Raw genomic sequence first — 19,548 nt, 5'->3', positions numbered from 1 at the left:
ATACCCAAACAAAACTCATTGTTAAACAAAAGTTAAGCAAAGTAATTTAATTTGTCGCTAATGTTAAATAACAACAGTGAAAGTTCTGGTAAACTAACTTGAGGTAAAATAATGATCCTAGATGCCAGCTACACTTTATTAGTCGCTTGTTTGGCGCTATTGATTGGTATGTTTGTCGTTAAATACACACCATTTCTTCAAAAAAACCATATTCCTGAAGCCGTTGTCGGTGGGTTTATTGTTGCCATAATTTTATTAATCGTTGATAAAACAGTAGGTTATTCATTTACTTTCGATGCTTCACTACAAAGCATTCTAATGATCACCTTCTTCTCATCAATTGGGTTAAGTTCAGATTTTTCTCGATTAATAAAAGGAGGGAAACCTCTCGTTTTATTAACCATCGCAGTAACCATTTTGATTACCATTCAAAATACAGTAGGAATGGGAATGGCGGTTTTATTAAATGAAAGCCCATTTATTGGTTTAATTGCGGGGTCAGTGACGTTAACCGGTGGGCATGGTAATGCAGGAGCTTGGGGGCCAATACTGGCTGATAAATACGGTGTCACAGGTGCAGTTGAATTAGCGATGGCTTGCGCTACCCTCGGTTTAGTCTTAGGTGGGTTAATTGGTGGTCCTGTTGCTCGTCACTTATTGAAAAAAGTCACTATTCCAAAAGCCACTGAACTTGAAAAAGAAACAATTATTGAGGCTTTTGAACAACCTAGCGTTAAGCGGAAAATTAATGCAAATAATGTGATTGAGACCATTTCGATGTTAATTATCTGCATCGTCGCTGGTGGATATATCAGTGAATTATTTAAAGATACCGTGTTGCATTTACCTACTTTTGTGTGGTGTTTATTTGTTGGTATTATTATCCGTAATGTATTAACCCATGTATTTAAGCATGAGGTTTTTGAGCCAACAGTTGATGTATTAGGCAGTGTCGCATTATCACTATTTTTAGCCATGGCATTAATGTCACTCAAATTTGGTCAATTAGCGAGTATGGCTGGGCCTGTTTTAATCATCGTTGCCGTACAAACTATGGTTATGGTGCTATTCGCTTGTTTTGTTACCTTTAAGATGATGGGTAAAGATTATGATGCTGTCGTTATTAGTGCAGGGCATTGTGGCTTTGGTATGGGGGCAACCCCTACAGCTATTGCCAATATGCAAACAGTTACCAAAGCTTTTAGCCCATCACATAAAGCCTTTTTAGTTGTTCCAATGGTTGGAGCCTTTATTGTTGATATTGCAAATAGCATCATAATTAAGATCTTTATTGAAATCGGTACTTACTTTACTTAACACGATAGTATAACTTGCGAGCCTATAACAAAAAGCTATAGGCTCGCTTCTCTGTTTCTTTTCAGTTACCCACGTTTCCCCTCAAAGACTATTGAACTTTACTGGTTCCTTTGCGCTAAGAAAAACTTGATTAGCGAAAAATAGAGTAATCGCTCACATTCATCGTAACAACGTGATGACTTATCCGGATTAATTTAAATGATTTCGCTAACATAGTGATATAGCGAAAAATAGTAGGTTTTATACAATGAAATTAAGGCATCTTGATATTTTTTATGCAGTCATGACCTGTGGGTCTTTAACTCGTGCAGCAGAAGTTTTACATATTTCACAACCAGCAGCCAGTAAAGCCTTAAAACATGCAGAGCAACAACTTGGGCTAGTGTTATTTCAGCGGATAAGAGGGAAATTGCTCCCTACTGATGAAGCCAATTTGCTGTTTGAAGAAGCCAAAGAAGTTTATCACAACTTAGAAAAGCTAAGAATTTTAGCACAAAACTTATCACGTAACCCTCAAGGTAAACTTGCTGTAGGGTGTCTCCCCAGCTTGGGGTTAAACCTCGTTCCCGAAGTAACGGCTCTGTTTATAAAAAAACATCCCAATATTAAACTGACCATAGGAACACATCACACAACAGATATTATGCAGTTATTAACTCAGCAAGACTTAGATATTGGCATAGGCTTCAACCTAAGTATTGAAGGTGGGATCACAATGCTGCCGATTGCTAATATTCCGTTGGTCTATGTAGACAGTAAACCACCATCACACTCACCTGTTTCTCTTATCGATATTGATCAACAGCGTTGGATACACCCTGGCTCAGATTCATTGGCCCAATTATTACAAGAACGCCATGAGTTTTTAGAGTCAAACATTAGCGTTCATACTTATCATATGGCAGCTGAATTCGTCCAAGCTGGGTTGGGGTGTAGCATCACCGATATTTTTTCAGCTGAGCATACCTTACCCGAATCAATGATTTACCCTCTCAAAGAAGATTTACAGCTCGCAGTCTCCGTCTTTCATCGTGCGGATAGACCATTAACGAAAGCGGCACAAAATTACGTCAATACATTGGCGTTAACTTTGGAAAAAAGGAATAAAACAGTTAACCAAAAGTTATACTCTGGTAATGAAAACTCAATTGTTTAGTTAACCTATTCACCGTTAAATAATAACTCCTTAGTGATTATTGGTTATAGAATATTATGGCTAAACATGTGGTGATTATCGGTGCCGGTGTGATTGGACTAAGTACCGCATATGCATTAATTAAAGCGGGGCAAACTGTCACGTTAATTGAGTCTGAAACAGATGTTGGAATGCACACCAGTTTTGCAAATGGTGGTCAGCTTAGTTATCGCTATGTGTCCCCACTCGCCGATGCTGGTGTGCCTTTACAAGGTTTGCGTTGGATGGGGAAAAACGACTCGCCTTTAAATTTAAAGATAACCCCGTCTGTGCACCAATGGTCTTGGTTAGCACAATTCACATTAGCTTGTAACCGAAAAACCAATAGAATCAACGGAGACCATCTTTTACGCTTATCATTATTAAGCAAAAATATGATGAATTTATGGCGTCAAAAAGGTGATTTAGGCGATTTTGCGTGGGAAAAATCAGGCAAACTGATTATCCACCGTGATTCGAAAAGCTTTCTAAAAGCCAACGAAACCGCCGATAAACAATTCCAAAAAACATTAACACCCGCTGAAATCATCGAACTGGAACCCTCTTTAAAACATATACAGTCCCAATTAGTCGGTGCCATCTATGCCCCTGATGATGAAAGTGCTGATTGTTATTTGTTCTGTAAAAATCTCCTGCAATATTTGCAAACTCAACCGCAATTTAATCTTTGTTTACAACAATCAGTCCAATATTTCATTAAACAAGATAACCGTATTACAGGCGTAGCGACACACCAGGGAATAATTCAAGCCGATGATTTTATTGTTTGTGCAGGTAACGGCAGTCGTGAATTATTGAAGTCGCTCAAAATTAATGTGCCAATATTAGGTCTTAAAGGGTATAGCTTAAGTGTGAAATATCCACAAACAGAAAATACAGTACCTAAAATTAACGTGACTGATTACGGAAATAAGATTGTCTATGCCAAACTTAATGACCAACTCCGTATTGCTGCCATGGTCGATATTGGATATGACACGGCTGGCTTACGCGAAAATAGAATAAAAGCGCTCAAAAAAATCATAAAAAAAACCTTTCCAGAGCTACCACAAGTTGATAGCGCCGAAAGTTGGTTTGGTTTACGTCCATCAACACCTAAAGGACCTCCAATTTTAGGAAAAACTGCATACCACAATTTGTGGCTAAATATTGGTCACGGCAGTTTAGGTTTCACACTCGCTGCTGGTAGTGCAGAAATATTAACTAAACTTATTACAGAACAAAAATCACCTATTTCTTTAACTGGATTCACGAGGTAACTATGCCCATTAAACGTAATAACCCAAAACCACGCTTAGCTGATAGTGTTGAACATGCAGGCATTGTTTATTTATCAGGGCAGGTACCGAATGATTTAACTGGCGATATTACGCAACAAACTGAAGAAGTTTTTGCGAAAATAGATGCTTTATTAGCAGCAAGCAACAGTGATAAAACCCGTATTTTATCTGCTCAAGTTTGGATTAAAAATATGGCGAGAGACTTTTCCGCCTTTAATGCAGCATGGGAAAATTGGATGCCTGTAGAAAATAGCCCTGCGCGTGCAGCGGTTGAAGCTAATATGGCTCGTGACCAAGTACTTGTTGAGATTATGGTTATTGCTTCCCAGTCCTAATATACTTTAACTGTATACCTCGCTATCAATAAAAACAGTGAGGCCTAAAATTAAAGGCTCACTGTTTTTTCATCCAAGCCATGGTTAGGAAACTTTAGTTTTCAATATCACATGCTATTTAAGCTGTCGTCATCAACTTTTTCTTATCACATACCTGATTAGACAAATTCACCCCATTTTTATAAGCAACAATATCCGCCATAATAGCTAATGCTATCTCAGGGGGGGTTTTGCTCCCAATAGGAATACCAATAGGTGCATGAATACGCTTAATTTCATCGACTGACATACCGCCCGTCTCAACTAAACGCTCTCTTCGACGAGCGCTTGTTCTTACAGAGCCCATTGCACCAATATAGAATGCATCTGTATTTACCGCTTCCATTAATGTCAAATCATCGATCCGCGGGTCATGAGTTAATGAAACTATTGCACTATTAGGGGAACACCCCTTTTCTTCTAAATAACGGGCAGGAAATACAGGTATGATTTCTATCTGAGAGGGAATCTGCTGCGAAAAACGTGATAACTCATCATTTCTATGATCACAAATAATCACTTCAAAGCCTAAAGTGAGTGCAAAATTAGCACAATAAGCGCCAACTGTTGAAATGCCAGCAATAATCAGTTTTGGGGGAGCTGCAATGTATAATTGAATATCGTGACCATCTCGTTCTATCTGTGTTGAAAACTCAATATCCTTTACCGTATTAATCATTCCGGGCTGCGGCAATGTCACTTTTTTGATAATTGCAGAATAACCCAATAATGCATTTTGAATTTCGATTAGATAATTAAGTGATTTTTCATTATTTGGTAAATATTCTATTAAAACATCTAAACTCCCCTCACAGGGTAAATTTACTTTGGCTTCGATGCCACCTCGCCCATAACGTACGACTTGGCTGCTATCCGTATATTCAGTCTGTTTAATTCGTTGAATAAAGTCTTCCTCAATACAACCTCCAGAAAGCGAGCCTAAATACTGACCATCACTTCTTGCAACCAAAAGAGAGCCAGGGCTTCTAGGTGAAGAGCCATAAGTATTCAATACGGTACATAGCCAGATAGGCCCTTCTTTTATCCAAACAACCGCTTGAGAGATAACAGAAACATCTTCACGCAACATATTTGCTCCCTATTTGTTATCAAAACTTGGATAGTCAATGTCCTTAATAACATTTTTATCATTTATATCCATTTCATAAACAACATTATGGTGTAATAGCGATTTTGCACCTTCATCCCCCGTCAATCTAATTAAATCTAAATAGTATTTAGCAGATATCCCCACAGGATGACCAGGGCACCCCTGATATATAGGTCTTACTAATGAATGATATTTTAATTCATTAGCTACACATACAAATAACTCACTATTTATATATGGCATATCCGCCAAATGAATCAACCACCCATCTAAGTGCCATGTTTCTTTAACACCTAATGCGATAGAATCACCCAGCCCATCACTATTTAACAATGAAAATGAAATGTTAAATTGTAAGCAATTATTAATAACATCAACATTATTTGGGCGAGTAACCACATGAATCGGAAGCCCACTACCCATTGAATTATATAAAGTTTTCTCAAAAACCGTTTGCTTATCAAGCACGAAATTTAATTTACTTCCTTTACCTCCAGCCTTTTGAAAACGTTCACTTTTTCCTGCTGCTAATATTAAAATGCCAATATTCATAGGTTACGTTATGTGTATATATATTTATTGCGTATCTCATAGATAAGGTATATTCAATAAGATAACAAGCTTTAGTTTTCATTAATTTGCTAATTATTAGTAGTTGAACAATAGTTAAATGGATATAGAATAAATATCAATGCAATTATAAAAATAAAAACACTGATACAGTAAAAATAAGTGTAAGGGTGTATTATGAGCAAAAGCAATGTCGAACTCTCCCGCAGACACTTTCTAAAATGTGCCGTTATTGCTGGGATATCTGTTTATTTAGCGCCTTTGTATAGCCGTGCCTTTGACGTGCTATTCGAGGAAAAAATCCTTCAATCTCCAGATTGGAATCCCATAGATAAGCAAATAAAATTTCGAATTGATGGTTTTTCCAAAGTTCAAGGAGAAAAAGTATTTGCTCGAGATATACGCGCTCGCGATATCCCTCACTGGCCCAAAAAACAGGGTCATGCATTTCTACTTCGAGTTACTCAAGCCGATAAAATCTATCAAGGTTTTGACCTCAGTCGTCTTAAAGATGGGTTAATGCCTGATCGCCTTGTGACGGCAGCAGATTTAGAAAAAGATGGTGTCGCCTTCCCTGACTTTTATGGTGATGACATGTTGTTACCTACAGGGAAAACCCCCGCATATCTAGGTCAAGCGGTCGCTTTATTGATTTATCATGACTTCGCTAGATTTAACTTCGCGAAAGAAACGCTAAAATTCCGTGATGATGTCATTCAATATGGCGCTTATACTGGCCCTCTCGAACGCAATCCTTGGGGAACTTACCGCGGTGTAAGAATTGGCGGAGAAACGCCTTATTCACCAGATGTATACTCTAGTCTAAAAGACATGCCAATTTCCCCTATCGGGATGAAAAAACATCTACCAGTTTGGCCCGAAGGGCGTGAAGGCGGAAAACTGGACGAAGAAGGCATGTTTTATGCTGATGAACTCGCCAAGCAGTTAGAAAACCCACCTGAAGATTGGCTAATTATTAAACGTAACTATTTCTCACAATCTATTGATACCGCAGCACTTGAGCCTGATAATGCTAATGGTTGGTATGATGCAAAAAACCAATCATTCCATTTAGTTATTCCAACTCAATCTCCTCAAGAAGTCGCAGCTTCGCTACCTGAGATGTTGGCAAAATCAAAATTTCCGATTAAACAAATTTTCTTACATCCTTGTTTTACCGTGGGTTATGGTTCCAAAGACCATGCACCATTTCCATACTATGGTGCTATGGCAACACTCTATGGTGATGGTGTACCAATTCGGTTAGCCAATGACCGCTATGAGCAATTTCAATCCAGTATTAAACGCCATGCTTTTGATATGGATTACACGTTAGCCGTTAATAAAAAAACCCACAAAATCGAAGCGCTTTCTGCATCATTCATTGGCGATGGTGGCGGGCGCTGTAACTTTACCCCTTCGGTTGTTATGGTCGGGGCAACTGGCGCCCAAGCAATCTACTACGTCCCTCGTAGTGATCTCTCAGCAGTCGGGATTGCGTCAAGGGCTGTAGATGCTGGCTCAGCTCGTGGCTATGGGACTTTGCAAGCAATGGCTGCCACCGATATGTTGATGGAAGAAGCCGCAAAATTACTGAATGCAGACCCTATAGAGTTTCGAATGAAAAACCTGATTAAATCAGGTATGAAAAATACCCAAGGCGCTATCCCTGGCGGCGCAATTCGTGCCGATGAAGTGCTATCCCGTTGCGCTGAGCACCCCATGTGGCTAGAAAGAGCCAAACGTAAAGCCGACTTTGAAGCAAAAAATAGTGGAAAACTATTTGGCACAGGTATTTCATGTGTACAAAAAGACTTTGGTACAGGAGCTGAATCTTCATTTGCCCGCGTCGAGCTAACTCCTGAAGGTAAAATTGCTATCTATCACAGTGGAGCGGAAATTGGCACAGGTATGTCAACCTCTCAGTCGGTGGTTTGCGCTAAATGGCTAGGTAAACCTGCAGAAGAAGCTCATTTTTCTGTCGTTGATTGGTCTGTATTACCGATGGTTTCGAGTGGTAATCCATTCGCTATGTCACAAGAAGAACAGGAACGCTTAGCACAGAACCCTCTTTGGACACCTAATTATTGTTCACCAGCAAGTGCGAGTAATTCCGCTTATTATTTCACTCAAAGTACGAATGAAGCCGCTCGATTAATATTCGAATATGGTTTATGGCCTGCTGCGATGTCTATTTGGCAAGAAGGTATTGGTAATGGACAAGCCGCTCCTCTCGTTGTTCGACGTGAAGATGCGCGTTGGGTTGAAAATGGCTTAACCGCTAATGGATTAGAAGTACTGAGTTTATCTCGCTTAGTTGAACGAACTTTCCAAATGGGTGGGGTTACAGGCGCCGTTTGCCACGTATTTAACCGCTGGCAATGGGCTGAAGCTGACTTCAAAATTAATGGTGAGACACGTCGTTTATACATTGATGGTCTTTCTTTACGCTTTGCAGATCAAGATTACCAAGTTTGGCATCGTGAAAAAGCCTATTATCCTGACACACAACGTAATAATGCAGGTGTCACCTACTACAGTGCTGTTGCTACACTTTCTGAGCTCTCAATTGATAAGGCAACGGGACATGTTGAACTTCTAGATCATCATACTGTTGTTGAATGTGGCAACCTTATTGTACCTCAGCTTGTCTCAGGGCAGATCCAAGGTGGACTCGCGATGGGGATAGGCCACGCATTACACGAATATTTACCTCTCTATGAAGATGGACCGGGTAACGGAACATGGAATTTCAACCGTTATCATATGCCGTTAGCCAGTGATGTTGCCGTCTGGAAGCAGACAAATGAAATCCTACCGGGGCTTTCAGAAACAGATCCCCCTAAAGGTGTCGCAGAGGTCGTAATGATCCCTGTCGTTTCATCCATCGTTAACGCCATTGCTGACGCAACAGGACATCACTTCCTGCGCCTGCCAGTTCGCCCTGAAGACATCATAGAGGTAATATCATGAGCATAAATTTCCTTCCTCTCACCCTAACTATCAATGGCCAATCCTATGGACCGATAGATGTCCCTGCTGGCCTAATGATGATTGATTTCTTACATGAATACCTAGACCTAACGGGCTCAAGGCTCGGCTGTGGGCAAGGTATTTGTCACGCTTGTGTCGTGATATTAGACAACCCATCCGGTACAAGTGAAGAAATACGAACCTGCATCACAGGGGCTCATTTTTTTAATAATAAAAGTATTCGCACAATTGAAGGCGCTGCAACTAAAGAAGAAAACGGCGACATTACTTTATCCCCAGTGCAACAAGCTTTTGTTGAACACTTTAGTTTTCAATGCGGTTATTGCACCCCCGGCTTTGTTAATGCTGCAACTATTTTTATTGAGCAACTGCAGAAAAACCCAATTGCCGAAGAAGATTTAGAAGAAGCGATTAAACAAGCCCTTAATAATCATATCTGCCGCTGTACCGGTTATGTGCGTTATTACGAAGCCGTACGCGATGTGGTCCTCAGTACTCCAGGGTTACTCAAGGAGGCCATAAAATGATTAAACGCATTCTATTATGGCTTATAGCCATCATTGTTATCGTTTGGGCTGTGCTGTATTGGTACGAAAGCCGTACATTAGATGGCCCAGTGCAAAAAGTTACCGCGACAGCACAAGAAATCGAACGAGGCCATTACCTTACCCTTGCGAGTGACTGCGCTGCATGCCATACAAGTGCCAATGGCGCACCACTGGCAGGCGGTTTCCCTCTGGATACGCCATTCGGGACAATTTACAGCAGTAACTTAACGCCATCCGCTGATTTCGGTATTGGTCGTTGGACAAAAGACGAGTTCTATACCGCTTTGACTCAGGGTATTTCTCCCCCTAGCAAGCACCTTTATCCGGCCATGCCTTATACCTCTTATAAAGGAATAACGCGTGAAGATTCTGATGCTATTTACAGCTACCTCATGAGCCAACCTGCTGTCGATGTCGCTCCTCCTGAGAACGAACTGCCCTTTCCACTAAACCAACGTATGGCAATGATTGGCTGGAATTTATTGTTTTTTAACGATAAGCCCCTACCAAATAGTTCACAAGGTAGCTCTCCTGAATGGTTGCGAGGAAAGTATTTAGTCAATGTGTTAGAGCACTGCGCTGAATGTCATACTCCAAGAGGAAAACTTGGTGAAATGGATTTAGATAACTTTATGAAAGGTGGGTCTTTAGGCCGTTTTATGGCGCCAGATATTACACCTGAAGCTCTCGCAGCTCGCGGTTGGACAACAAAGGACTTGCAACAATTTTTTATGACCGGTATCGCTCCGCAAGGGTCTGCTTTCAGTGATATGCACCCGGTGATTTATCTTAGCTCACAACATCTCACACCTGAAGATAACAAAGCCATTGCGACCTATTTAATGGGCGACAACCCACCCGCAACTTCACCATTAAATATAGGTGAGGGTTCTCCACAGGGCCACCAAATTTACTTGGAAACTTGCTCTGGCTGCCATTCATACGATGGAGAAGGAAAACCTAATGTCGCTGTTGCGCTAAAAGGTAATTCAACGCTTCGTGATGTAGATAGTACTAATTTAATTAATACCATTTTGGATGGTTTACCTGAACAACCATTCCCAAATAACCAAAACATGCAAAGTATGCCTGGATTTGCAGGCCAACTTACAGATGAGCAAATCAGTGATTTGGTAAATTTCCTTCGGGTCCAATGGGGGGGACAACCCGCAGATGTCACCCCAGATAAAATTAAAGCATTACGTCAGTAACAACTAAAAAGCAGCTATCGAGCTTGTAGCAATATTAACAAGCTCGATAGTTCGCCACCAAATCAGCGCATAACAACCGATTCTATATCATTAAATACATGTTGATTTTATGTATTTATTAATAATATTTCATTTGATTTAATTAAATCATACCCTGATAAAACTCAGTGACTTTATTCAATACTGTCATATTAAGATGACTCTAACAATATTATTCACTTTCTTGAATAAATCCCTTTACTCATTCTTGATATACCTCTATAGATAACCTTACTATTTACATAATTTCTTATCTAACTTACTGAGCAATCTGATATTAATCATCAATTTTAGAATAGATATCATCGAAACAAAATAATATTACTATTAACAATTAAGATGAATTATTTATCTCCATCACTAATAAAATCTCCTAAGAATATAATCAGGGAGCACTAAATGTCGGGACAAATTTCTAGACGCAATTTTATCAAACTCGGAACCATTGCAGGTATTGCTGTTATGGTCGGTAAATTACCTTTTGCTAGTGCAATGGAGCTTGATTCAGATTCTCCCCCAACAGATTGGATCGGTCAAAATGGTAAAGCTCGTTTTCGTTGGGACGGTGTGGAGAAGGTAACAGGACGTAAAAACTTTGCACGCGATTACCGAGCAAAAGATATTCCTGGCTGGCCTAAAAAACAAAGTTATGCCTTTATGTTAAAAGCAACGGAAGCGAATAAAACCTTTGAAGGCATCGACATTTCAATGCTAGGGCCAAATCTACAACCCGATAAAATTGTTTTGCAAGAAGACCTTATACGAGATGGTTTAAATATTCCTCAAGATACTAGTATGGGGAAAGGGTTCTATGGCACCAATATTTTAGTCCCTCTTGGTGAGACGCCCCCTATTATCGGCCACCCTGTTGCCATCTTAATTTATCAGGATTTTGATCATTTTAGTGCTGCACAACGAATGCTACGGTTTGCAACGAACACGGTAAAATACGGTGCCGTCACCGGCCCCAAACCGCCAGCTAACTATGGAGCAGCCCGTTACGTTCGCATTGGGGGTGAAACACCACTTTCCCCTTCCATTTTTTCTCCTTACCAAGATTCAGGAATTAAAGGCGGTTTTGATGGTAATACCCCCATTTGGCCCCCTTATGACCCTAAACATGCACTAACCATTCCACCTGTCATTCGAAAAGATCGCGGGGGTGGTTTTATTCAAGCCTTACACCAAGCAGAAAAACACCCCGATAAACAAGAAAAAGCCATGGATTACGCACGGCAAATTGAGCAAGAGGTCGAAGCTGCAAAACAGGACCCCAATAAATTTGTCATTGAACGCCACGGTTTTTCTCAGTCTATCGACCCCTGTGCTATGGAGCCAGATAACTGTAACACTTGGTATGATGCACAAACCAAAACACTGCATATTTTAACCGCGACACAATCACCTGCTGGTGTAGTAAATGCAGCAGCAGAGTTATCTAAAAACAATAAACACTTTTCAGTCGAGAATATTGTGCTATTAACTGGCTCTACGGTAGGTTATGGCTCAAAAGACTATTCGGTTTTCCCGTTCTATTCTATGGTGGCAAGTTTCTATGCCGATGGGCTACCAGTACGTATGGCAAACGACCGCTATGAACAATTTCAAATGGGGATGAAACGCCATTCCATTGAAATGGATGTCACCATTGTGGGTGATAAAAAAACGGGTAAATTTGATGTATTAAAAGGTACTTATAACTGTAATGGCGGAGGTCGTGAAAACCTTTCCGTTGCCGTATCTCACGTTGCTGTCCGTGGAGCCCAATCGATTTATTATTTCCCTAAATCGGACTTAACAGCCTTAGCAATGGCGACCCCTGCAGTTGAAGCCGGCTCTATGCGTGGTTTTGGGTCATTACAATCTATGGCGGTCACCGAGTTAATGGTCGATGAAATCGCCCATGATCTTAACATTGACCCTATCGAGTTACGCCGCCGTAACGCTATTTTAGAAGGTTATCCAAATACTCAAGGTGGTGTTATTGCAGGCGATCCTCGCAATGTAGAAATGTTAAACCTAGCAGAAAACCACCCAATTTGGGTCGAACGTAATAAAAATAAAGCAGAATATGAAGCAAAAAACCTGGGGAAACTCTACGGTGTTGGTTTTGCTCAAGTACAACAAGTTTACGGCTCAAGTGGCGTTCCTACTATCCTCTCCCTAGAATTTGACGCCAATGGCAAACTCACCATGCGCCATTGTATGCAAGAAATTGGTACTGGCGGCACAACCGCACAACAAGTGATGGTATGGCAGGCGCTGAGTAAAGCCCCTGATGTTGTCGAGTTTGGCGTCACTGAATTTGAGGAGTTACCCCTTAAAACCAGTTGGGCAGACCAGAAAAAACAAGATGAGTTATCTAAAACTGATCCTTATTGGACGCCCGCTCTTATCCCTGATATGAGCTCATCTAGTGGCGTTTACTACATTGGTTTCGGTACTCGCCAAGCCGGGCATTTTCTATTGGAAAACACACTCTGGCCTGCCGCAAAAAGTATTTGGAGTGAAGGTCCTGGTGGTGGAGCTTTCAATGGCTTAAATGTCGAATTCGCAGATATCCGAGTAGGGCCTGAAGGTATTGGCGGCGGAGGCATGAAACCAATTCCCTTCGACAAACTTGCAAAAAGAGCTCATGAAATGGGGTTAATTACAGGCGTCGCCGTACATGGATACTCAAGCTGGCAATGGGCTCGTGCAGAATTTGATATTCCTACTGTTGGCTTAAAAAACCTCCCTCTTGATGCGATATCTGTACGTTATGGTGATGGTGCATCACAAAAATTGAAAAAACAAATGACAACAGGCGGTTATCATTTCATTAAACGTAATATTGCCTACTACCCGCCGACACAGCGCGCAAAAGCCGACCCGACTACAGTGACGCCCGCATCCTGTTTAGTTGAGCTCAATGTCAATACCATGACTGGCGAAGTCGAGATCATGCGTCACCATATGATTATGGACCCCGGCACTATGATTGTACCTGAATTAGTATCTGGGCAAATCCAAGGTGGCACCGCAATGGGGATTGGTCACGCATTAATGGAAGAGCTCCCGTTATATGAAGATGGCCCCGGTAATGGAACATGGAATTTTAACCGCTATGTTCTGCCTCGAGCTAAAGATGTCGCCGTATGGCAGCAAACCATCGATTACTTACCGCCCCTTTCTGAGACCTCACCACCAAAAGGTATGGCTGAACTTGGAATGATCCCCATCTTACCAGCGACTAGTAATGCATTAACCCACGCTACAGGCAAGCGTTTCTACGAATTCCCGATTACGGTTGATAAAATTAAAAAGGCCCTCTCATGAATATCAAAAATGCCGTTCCGATTATTGAGCGCAAGCCATTAACACTGACCATTAACGGCAAAAAAATTGGTCCTATTGATGTCCCTGTTGGTATGCCAATGATTGAATTTTTACATGAATATTTAGACCTCACTGGTACTCACTTCGGCTGTGGGCAAGGGATCTGCCACGCTTGCACCATCATGGAAATTCAACCCGATGGCTCAACGATTGAAAGCCGCACCTGCATCTTTGGTGCTCATTACTTTAATCATAAAAATATTGTCACCATCGAGGGGCAAGCTAAACTTGATGAACAAGGCAACGTCATTGAATTAACACCAATCCAGCAAGCCTTTATCGAAAACTTCTCTTTCCAATGTGGGTATTGTGCCCCTGGTTTTGTCACTGGCGCGACGGTATTTCTTGATAAGCTCAAGAAACACCCAATTAAACGCGCAGAGCTAGAACATGCAATAGAAGAAGCTCTCAACGAACATATTTGCCGTTGTACCGGCTATGTACGTTATTATGAAGCGGTGAGAAAAGTTGCTCTCGACACCCCCGGCTGTGTAATAGAATAAGGGGAAAGACAATGACTAAATCTAGCTCCATACGTAAAACGTTCTATATCATCATCGTAATATTCATAGCGCTTATGCTTGCTATCCTATTCGGTGCATTTCGAACCTCAAGTATCGCAACTAATATCGATAAACCACTGACCTCAGAAGAAATCGCAAAATTACTGCCTAGAGGCCAAGAATTGGCAACAGCAGGAGACTGTTTTGGTTGTCATTCTTTGCCTGAGGGGCCGCTAGCGGCAGGAGGACGAGCCATTGAAACGCCATTTGGGACCATTTATTCCACCAATATCACCCCCGACAAACAATTCGGCATCGGTAACTATACGCGTGCCGATTTCCATCGAGCATTAAAAGACGGTATTGGCAAAGAAAGAGGGAACCTCTATCCTGCGATGCCTTTTGTCTTTACACATATGACAACCTCAGAAGATATTGATGCCTTATATGCTTATGTGATGTCACTTCCTCCCATGGCGGTGCCAAACAAAGAAAATACGGGGGTTTTTGTCCTCCCAGTTCGTCCGTTTATGAACTTTTGGACACTACTGAACTTCCCGAAACGAAATGCACCACATGACCCGCAACGTTCTGCCGAATGGAACCGCGGTGCTTATCTTGTCGAAGGGTTAGCTCACTGTGGCGCCTGTCATTCACCACGTAACCTTATGATGGGCGTAGAGTTTTCACGTTCACTTCAAGGTGGAGAGGAAGCAGGTTTGGCAATTCCTAATATTACTGCCGCAGCACTGTCTAAGCATGGTTATGATACTGCCTCACTAAGCCAATTTTTACTCACAGGTAACGCACCACAAGGCTCTGCTTTTGCAGATATGAGCACTGTCACACACTTTTCCACTAGTCAGATGAAAAAAAGTGATGTCGATGATATGGCTATTTATTTAATGACCGATAAACAAGGAAAAGTACTTGGCAAAAAAGAGCCGCCAGCTCCACTTCCTGAAGCTAATAGCCAACAAATGGCTGATACCGCAGGGACTATGGAGCAAGGGCGTCTGATGTATATGTCGACCTGCGCAGGCTGTCACGGCATCACAGGGGAAGGCGTTCCTAATGGCATTCCAGCCTTAAAAGGTAACGCTATTTTAGCAATGGATAGCCCCGAGACTTTTATAAGTGTGGTATTAACCGGTATCCCGACAACAACGTTCCCTAATGGCCAACGTATGTACGCCATGCCAAGTTTTGCAGATGATTTAACATCACAAGAGATAGCCGATTTAATTTCATGGGCGCGAGCCGAATGGGGAGAACAAAGTAACCCTGTTACCGTTGAGCAAGTTGAAAAGCTGAAAAAGGCAGCGCGATAACCAACAAAGCCCCTTAATACGAACTTAAGGGGCTCAAATTGCCAGTCATAAGGGTGAATTCCCATATTGGATACATTTCTTATCTTGTTTATCGCAACCATGACGAAAGCAATTTACTGCCATATGCATAAAAAACTTAAGGCACCCCGATAAGAACAACTTTTATGGGTTAAGCGCTTCAATTCGTGAGTAAGTTAGCTGCACTTTACACGCTAGCATTACATCCCCCATTCCGGTTCCACCGAGTAATGCATCTGCCTGACGTTGGCACTCACTAACTCTAAATGCAAGGAAATCATCCTGCGATTTTTTTAATGATGTAATCGCCTGTGTCGTCGCAGATGAATTCAACTGTTTTAGATGTGTTTCATTGTCGGTAAGTGCTTGCTTCATTAGCTCATCGGCTTTATCTAATTTACTTTGCAAACAAGCTTGAACCGCAGTTCGTGGAGCATCTGCAATTTGCTCATAGCATTCTTTGAGAGGGCCCTCTGTGACTTTAGTATCTGGGGTAGCATCAGCATAAGAGAATGCCGGTATAGCAATTGCCGTAGCGATAATTAGCGCTTTTGATGTGCTAAATTTCATGAAAACCTCTCAATTCGTATATGAATTAACTTTTTAACCCATTCTAATATTAAGGTCTACACAAGTACCTGATTTATGGATTAGTCTTAGTTATTTTTGTGAACCTATATTTAAGCGATTCTTCGTAATAAATCCATTCTGGATAAAGGTCAGCGCCCATCCATAACCAGTTGATTAACATTAATAAAAAAATATTAACTGAGATTTATCGTCTACAAATAACCATATACATTAAATTAATTTAGCTAGCAAAGCTAACTCCTTCCTCTAATATAATTCTAAACTAAATTGTTCTTGAATATAAAACAATCATAAGATATTCACCGGATCAACATCCCGAGAGAATACACACATTTCAGAGCTTTTATTTCCCTATACTGTTGCCCCTGCTCATAACCACGTCATACTATAGCGAATTATGCGACATGTACTTTTATCTACACTCATTTATTACGATCTGTGGTATTTTATTACCTGAATACAATCTTCGAATAAACTCACAGAATTTAGTTAACTCAATACGTTAGAACAGACAATATTATGACTGATAAGCAAAGTTTCGAATCCCACACCCCCATGATGCAGCAGTATTTAAAACTAAAAGCACAACATTCAGACATACTGCTGTTTTATCGTATGGGTGATTTTTACGAACTCTTCTTCGATGATGCAAAAAAAGCCTCTCAATTATTGGACATCTCGCTCACTAAACGCGGGCAATCTGCGGGGCAACCTATACCAATGGCTGGGGTTCCTCACCATGCCGCCGAAGGCTACTTAGCCAAATTGGTGCAAATGGGTGAGTCTGTCGCAATTTGCGAACAAATTGGCGACCCAGCAACAAGCAAAGGGCCGGTAGAGCGCCAAGTCGTACGCATTGTCACCCCCGGCACCATTACTGATGAAGCTCTTTTAAATGAGCGGCAAGACAACTTACTGGCCGCGGTTTGGCAAGACCCACAAGGTTTTGGTTATGCCACTTTAGATATTACCTCTGGGCGTTTTATTATTAGCGAAATTGCCGACGAAGAAGCACTGCAAGCTGAACTTCAGCGCACTCGCCCTGCTGAGTTACTGTACCCAGAAGACTTCGCTAGCATGTCACTTATTGAACATAATAAAGGGTTACGTCGTCGCCCATTATGGGAATATGAACTCGATACGGCAAAACAGCAGCTTGGCTTACAGTTTGGTACCAAAGACTTAGTCGGGTTTGGCGTCGAAAATGCCCACAAAGCCCTTCGTGCAGCAGGCTGTTTACTGCAATATGTGAAAGATACACAACGTACTTCGTTACCCCACATTCGCAGTATTGTGATGGAAAAACAAAATGATAATGTCATTTTGGATGCAGCAACTCGTCGAAATTTAGAGATCACACAAAACCTAGCCGGCGGTACAGAAAATACCCTTGCCGCAATTTTAGATATGTGTGTCACCCCAATGGGTAGCCGCATGTTAAAACGCTGGCTGCATACACCTTTAAGAAACATTCAAGTCTTGAATAACCGCCAGCAAGCTATTGGGGCTCTACAGGAATGTGGTTTTGAACTGCAACCTTTTTTACGTCAAATTGGGGATTTAGAACGTGTATTGGCCCGTCTTGCGTTACGTTCTGCACGGCCTCGTGACTTAACGCGCATGCGCCATGCTTTCCAACAATACCAAGATATTCATCAAATCTTGGGGCAATCCAATAGCGCCTACTTGCAAGATTTACAACAACGGATTGGCCAATTTGACGAACTACAAGCGTTACTTGAAAGAGCCATTATCGATGCTCCGCCAGTCTTAGTTCGTGATGGCGGCGTCATCGCCCCAGGGTATAACAGTGAACTCGATGAATGGCGTGCACTCGCAGATGGTGCTACAGATTACCTAGATAAACTGGAAATTCGCGAAAGGGAAAAACTGGGGATAGACACACTTAAAGTTGGTTATAACGCGGTGCACGGGTACTATATCCAAGTCAGCCGAGGTCAAAGCCACCTAACTCCAATCCACTATGTTCGTCGTCAAACCCTAAAAAATGCAGAACGCTATATTATTCCTGAATTAAAAGAATATGAAGATAAAGTACTGACATCAAAAGGGAAAGCGTTAGCAATTGAAAAAGCATTATATGATGAGCTATTTGATATGTTACTTCCTCATCTTGCTGAATTACAAACCAGTGCAGAAGCACTAGCTGAGCTAGACGTATTAGCAAACCTTGCTGAACGCGCAGATACTTTAGGCTATGCTTGCCCACAACTCACTGAAAAAGCAGGTATTCAGATTACTGAAGGCCGCCACCCAGTTGTTGAGCAAGTACTGAGTGAACCCTTTATATCTAACCCTCTATCACTGTCACCGCAGCGTCGCCTACTGATCATCACAGGGCCAAATATGGGTGGTAAAAGTACTTATATGCGCCAAACTGCATTGATCACATTGCTAGCCTATATCGGTAGCTTTGTGCCTGCGAGTAAAGCGGTTATTGGTCCAATTGACCGGATCTTTACCCGTGTTGGGGCTTCTGATGACCTTGCTTCTGGCCGCTCAACCTTCATGGTTGAAATGACTGAAACAGCGAATATTCTCCATAATGCAACTGAACATAGTTTAGTATTAATGGATGAAATAGGACGAGGGACTTCCACCTATGATGGGCTTTCACTCGCTTGGGCTTGTGCTGAAAACTTAGTGAATAAAATCAAAGCAATGACATTATTTGCTACCCACTATTTTGAGTTAACTACACTGCCAGAAAAGCTCGAAGGTGCTGTCAACATCCACCTTGATGCCATTGAACACGGTGATACTATTGCCTTTATGCATAATGTCCAAGATGGTGCCGCCAGTAAAAGTTATGGCCTAGCAGTAGCCTCTCTTGCTGGTGTCCCTAAGGATGTCATCAAGCGAGCTAAACAGAAATTGAAAGAACTTGAGGTTATCTCCAATAATGCCAATACCAGCCATGTTGATAGTGCGCAACTTAGCTTCTTAACCACAGAAGAAGCCGAGCCCTCACCCGCACTAGCGGCATTAGACAGTATTGACCCGGATAAACTCACACCTCGCCAAGCCCTTGATTGGATTTATCGTTTAAAGGACATGAATATATAAC

At 41.6% G+C, this 19,548-nt stretch carries 14 protein-coding genes; 11 read left to right on the top strand and 3 right to left on the bottom strand.

Going from position 1 to position 19,548, the window contains the following annotated elements; all coding sequences use genetic code 11:
• The first annotated feature begins 111 nt into the window (after window positions 1-111).
• The 4 genes from gltS (at window position 112) to ABE954_RS05120 (ending at window position 4,127) form a co-directional block, all read left to right on the top strand.
• Window positions 112-1,317, top strand: a complete 1,206-nt coding sequence (gene gltS / locus ABE954_RS05135; protein WP_042848909.1) for a sodium/glutamate symporter — start codon at window positions 112-114, stop codon at window positions 1,315-1,317.
• Window positions 1,318-1,564: 247 nt separating this feature from the next.
• Complete coding sequence (locus ABE954_RS05130) at window positions 1,565-2,473, top strand: LysR family transcriptional regulator (protein ID WP_129467147.1); 909 nt, start codon at window positions 1,565-1,567, stop codon at window positions 2,471-2,473.
• A 56-nt stretch (window positions 2,474-2,529) separates the two neighbouring features.
• Window positions 2,530-3,771, top strand: a complete 1,242-nt coding sequence (locus tag ABE954_RS05125) for a D-amino acid dehydrogenase (protein ID WP_371025748.1) — start codon at window positions 2,530-2,532, stop codon at window positions 3,769-3,771.
• Window positions 3,772-3,773: 2 nt separating this feature from the next.
• Window positions 3,774-4,127 (top strand): RidA family protein, encoded by a 354-nt coding sequence (locus ABE954_RS05120; RefSeq protein WP_042848912.1) that lies wholly within the window; start codon window positions 3,774-3,776, stop codon window positions 4,125-4,127.
• 118 nt (window positions 4,128-4,245) lie between these two features.
• Here the strand turns inward: ABE954_RS05120 and ABE954_RS05115 are convergent, their stop codons facing one another.
• Window positions 4,246-5,256, bottom strand: a complete 1,011-nt coding sequence (locus ABE954_RS05115; RefSeq protein ID WP_206227348.1) for an XdhC family protein — start codon at window positions 5,254-5,256, stop codon at window positions 4,246-4,248.
• A 9-nt stretch (window positions 5,257-5,265) separates the two neighbouring features.
• The gene (locus ABE954_RS05110) at window positions 5,266-5,829 is read right to left on the bottom strand and encodes an NTP transferase domain-containing protein (RefSeq protein ID WP_371025747.1); all 564 of its coding nucleotides are present in this window, start codon (window positions 5,827-5,829) and stop codon (window positions 5,266-5,268) included.
• A gap of 195 nt (window positions 5,830-6,024) precedes the next feature.
• On the opposite strand from ABE954_RS05110, the gene ABE954_RS05105 reads away from it, so the two are divergent.
• From ABE954_RS05105 to ABE954_RS05080, 6 genes are all read left to right on the top strand, one after another.
• A complete protein-coding gene (locus tag ABE954_RS05105; protein WP_371025746.1) occupies window positions 6,025-8,820 on the top strand; it encodes a xanthine dehydrogenase family protein molybdopterin-binding subunit in 2,796 nt (931 codons plus the stop codon).
• Complete coding sequence (locus ABE954_RS05100) at window positions 8,817-9,368, top strand: (2Fe-2S)-binding protein (protein WP_129467145.1); 552 nt, start codon at window positions 8,817-8,819, stop codon at window positions 9,366-9,368. The genes ABE954_RS05105 and ABE954_RS05100 overlap by 4 nt, the downstream gene beginning before the upstream one ends.
• Complete coding sequence (locus tag ABE954_RS05095; protein WP_042848917.1) at window positions 9,365-10,600, top strand: cytochrome c; 1,236 nt, start codon at window positions 9,365-9,367, stop codon at window positions 10,598-10,600. The genes ABE954_RS05100 and ABE954_RS05095 overlap by 4 nt, the downstream gene beginning before the upstream one ends.
• A 438-nt stretch (window positions 10,601-11,038) precedes the next feature.
• The gene (locus ABE954_RS05090; protein ID WP_371025745.1) at window positions 11,039-13,957 is read left to right on the top strand and encodes a xanthine dehydrogenase family protein molybdopterin-binding subunit; all 2,919 of its coding nucleotides are present in this window, start codon (window positions 11,039-11,041) and stop codon (window positions 13,955-13,957) included.
• Window positions 13,954-14,520, top strand: coding sequence for a (2Fe-2S)-binding protein (locus ABE954_RS05085; protein ID WP_217008431.1), 567 nt, complete (start codon window positions 13,954-13,956; stop codon window positions 14,518-14,520). Before ABE954_RS05090 ends, ABE954_RS05085 begins: the two co-directional genes overlap by 4 nt.
• An 11-nt stretch (window positions 14,521-14,531) precedes the next feature.
• Window positions 14,532-15,851 (top strand): cytochrome c, encoded by a 1,320-nt coding sequence (locus ABE954_RS05080; protein WP_272656599.1) that lies wholly within the window; start codon window positions 14,532-14,534, stop codon window positions 15,849-15,851.
• Window positions 15,852-16,013: 162 nt separating this feature from the next.
• Here ABE954_RS05080 and umoC read toward each other — a convergent pair whose 3' ends face one another.
• Window positions 16,014-16,439 (bottom strand): lysozyme inhibitor LprI family protein, encoded by a 426-nt coding sequence (umoC, locus tag ABE954_RS05075; protein WP_048608137.1) that lies wholly within the window; start codon window positions 16,437-16,439, stop codon window positions 16,014-16,016.
• Between the two features lie 540 nt (window positions 16,440-16,979).
• On the opposite strand from umoC, the gene mutS reads away from it, so the two are divergent.
• Entirely contained in the window at window positions 16,980-19,547 is a 2,568-nt protein-coding gene (gene mutS, locus ABE954_RS05070; RefSeq protein WP_042848921.1) for a DNA mismatch repair protein MutS, read from the top strand.
• Window position 19,548: the final 1 nt, after the last annotated feature.

It is taken from the genome of Providencia sp. TYF-12 (genome assembly GCF_041344805.1).
In the GTDB taxonomy this organism is placed as follows: Bacteria; Pseudomonadota; Gammaproteobacteria; order Enterobacterales; family Enterobacteriaceae; genus Providencia; species Providencia huashanensis.
The sequence above is the reverse complement of the archived record's forward strand: the minus strand, read 5'-3'. Positions and strand labels throughout refer to the sequence as shown.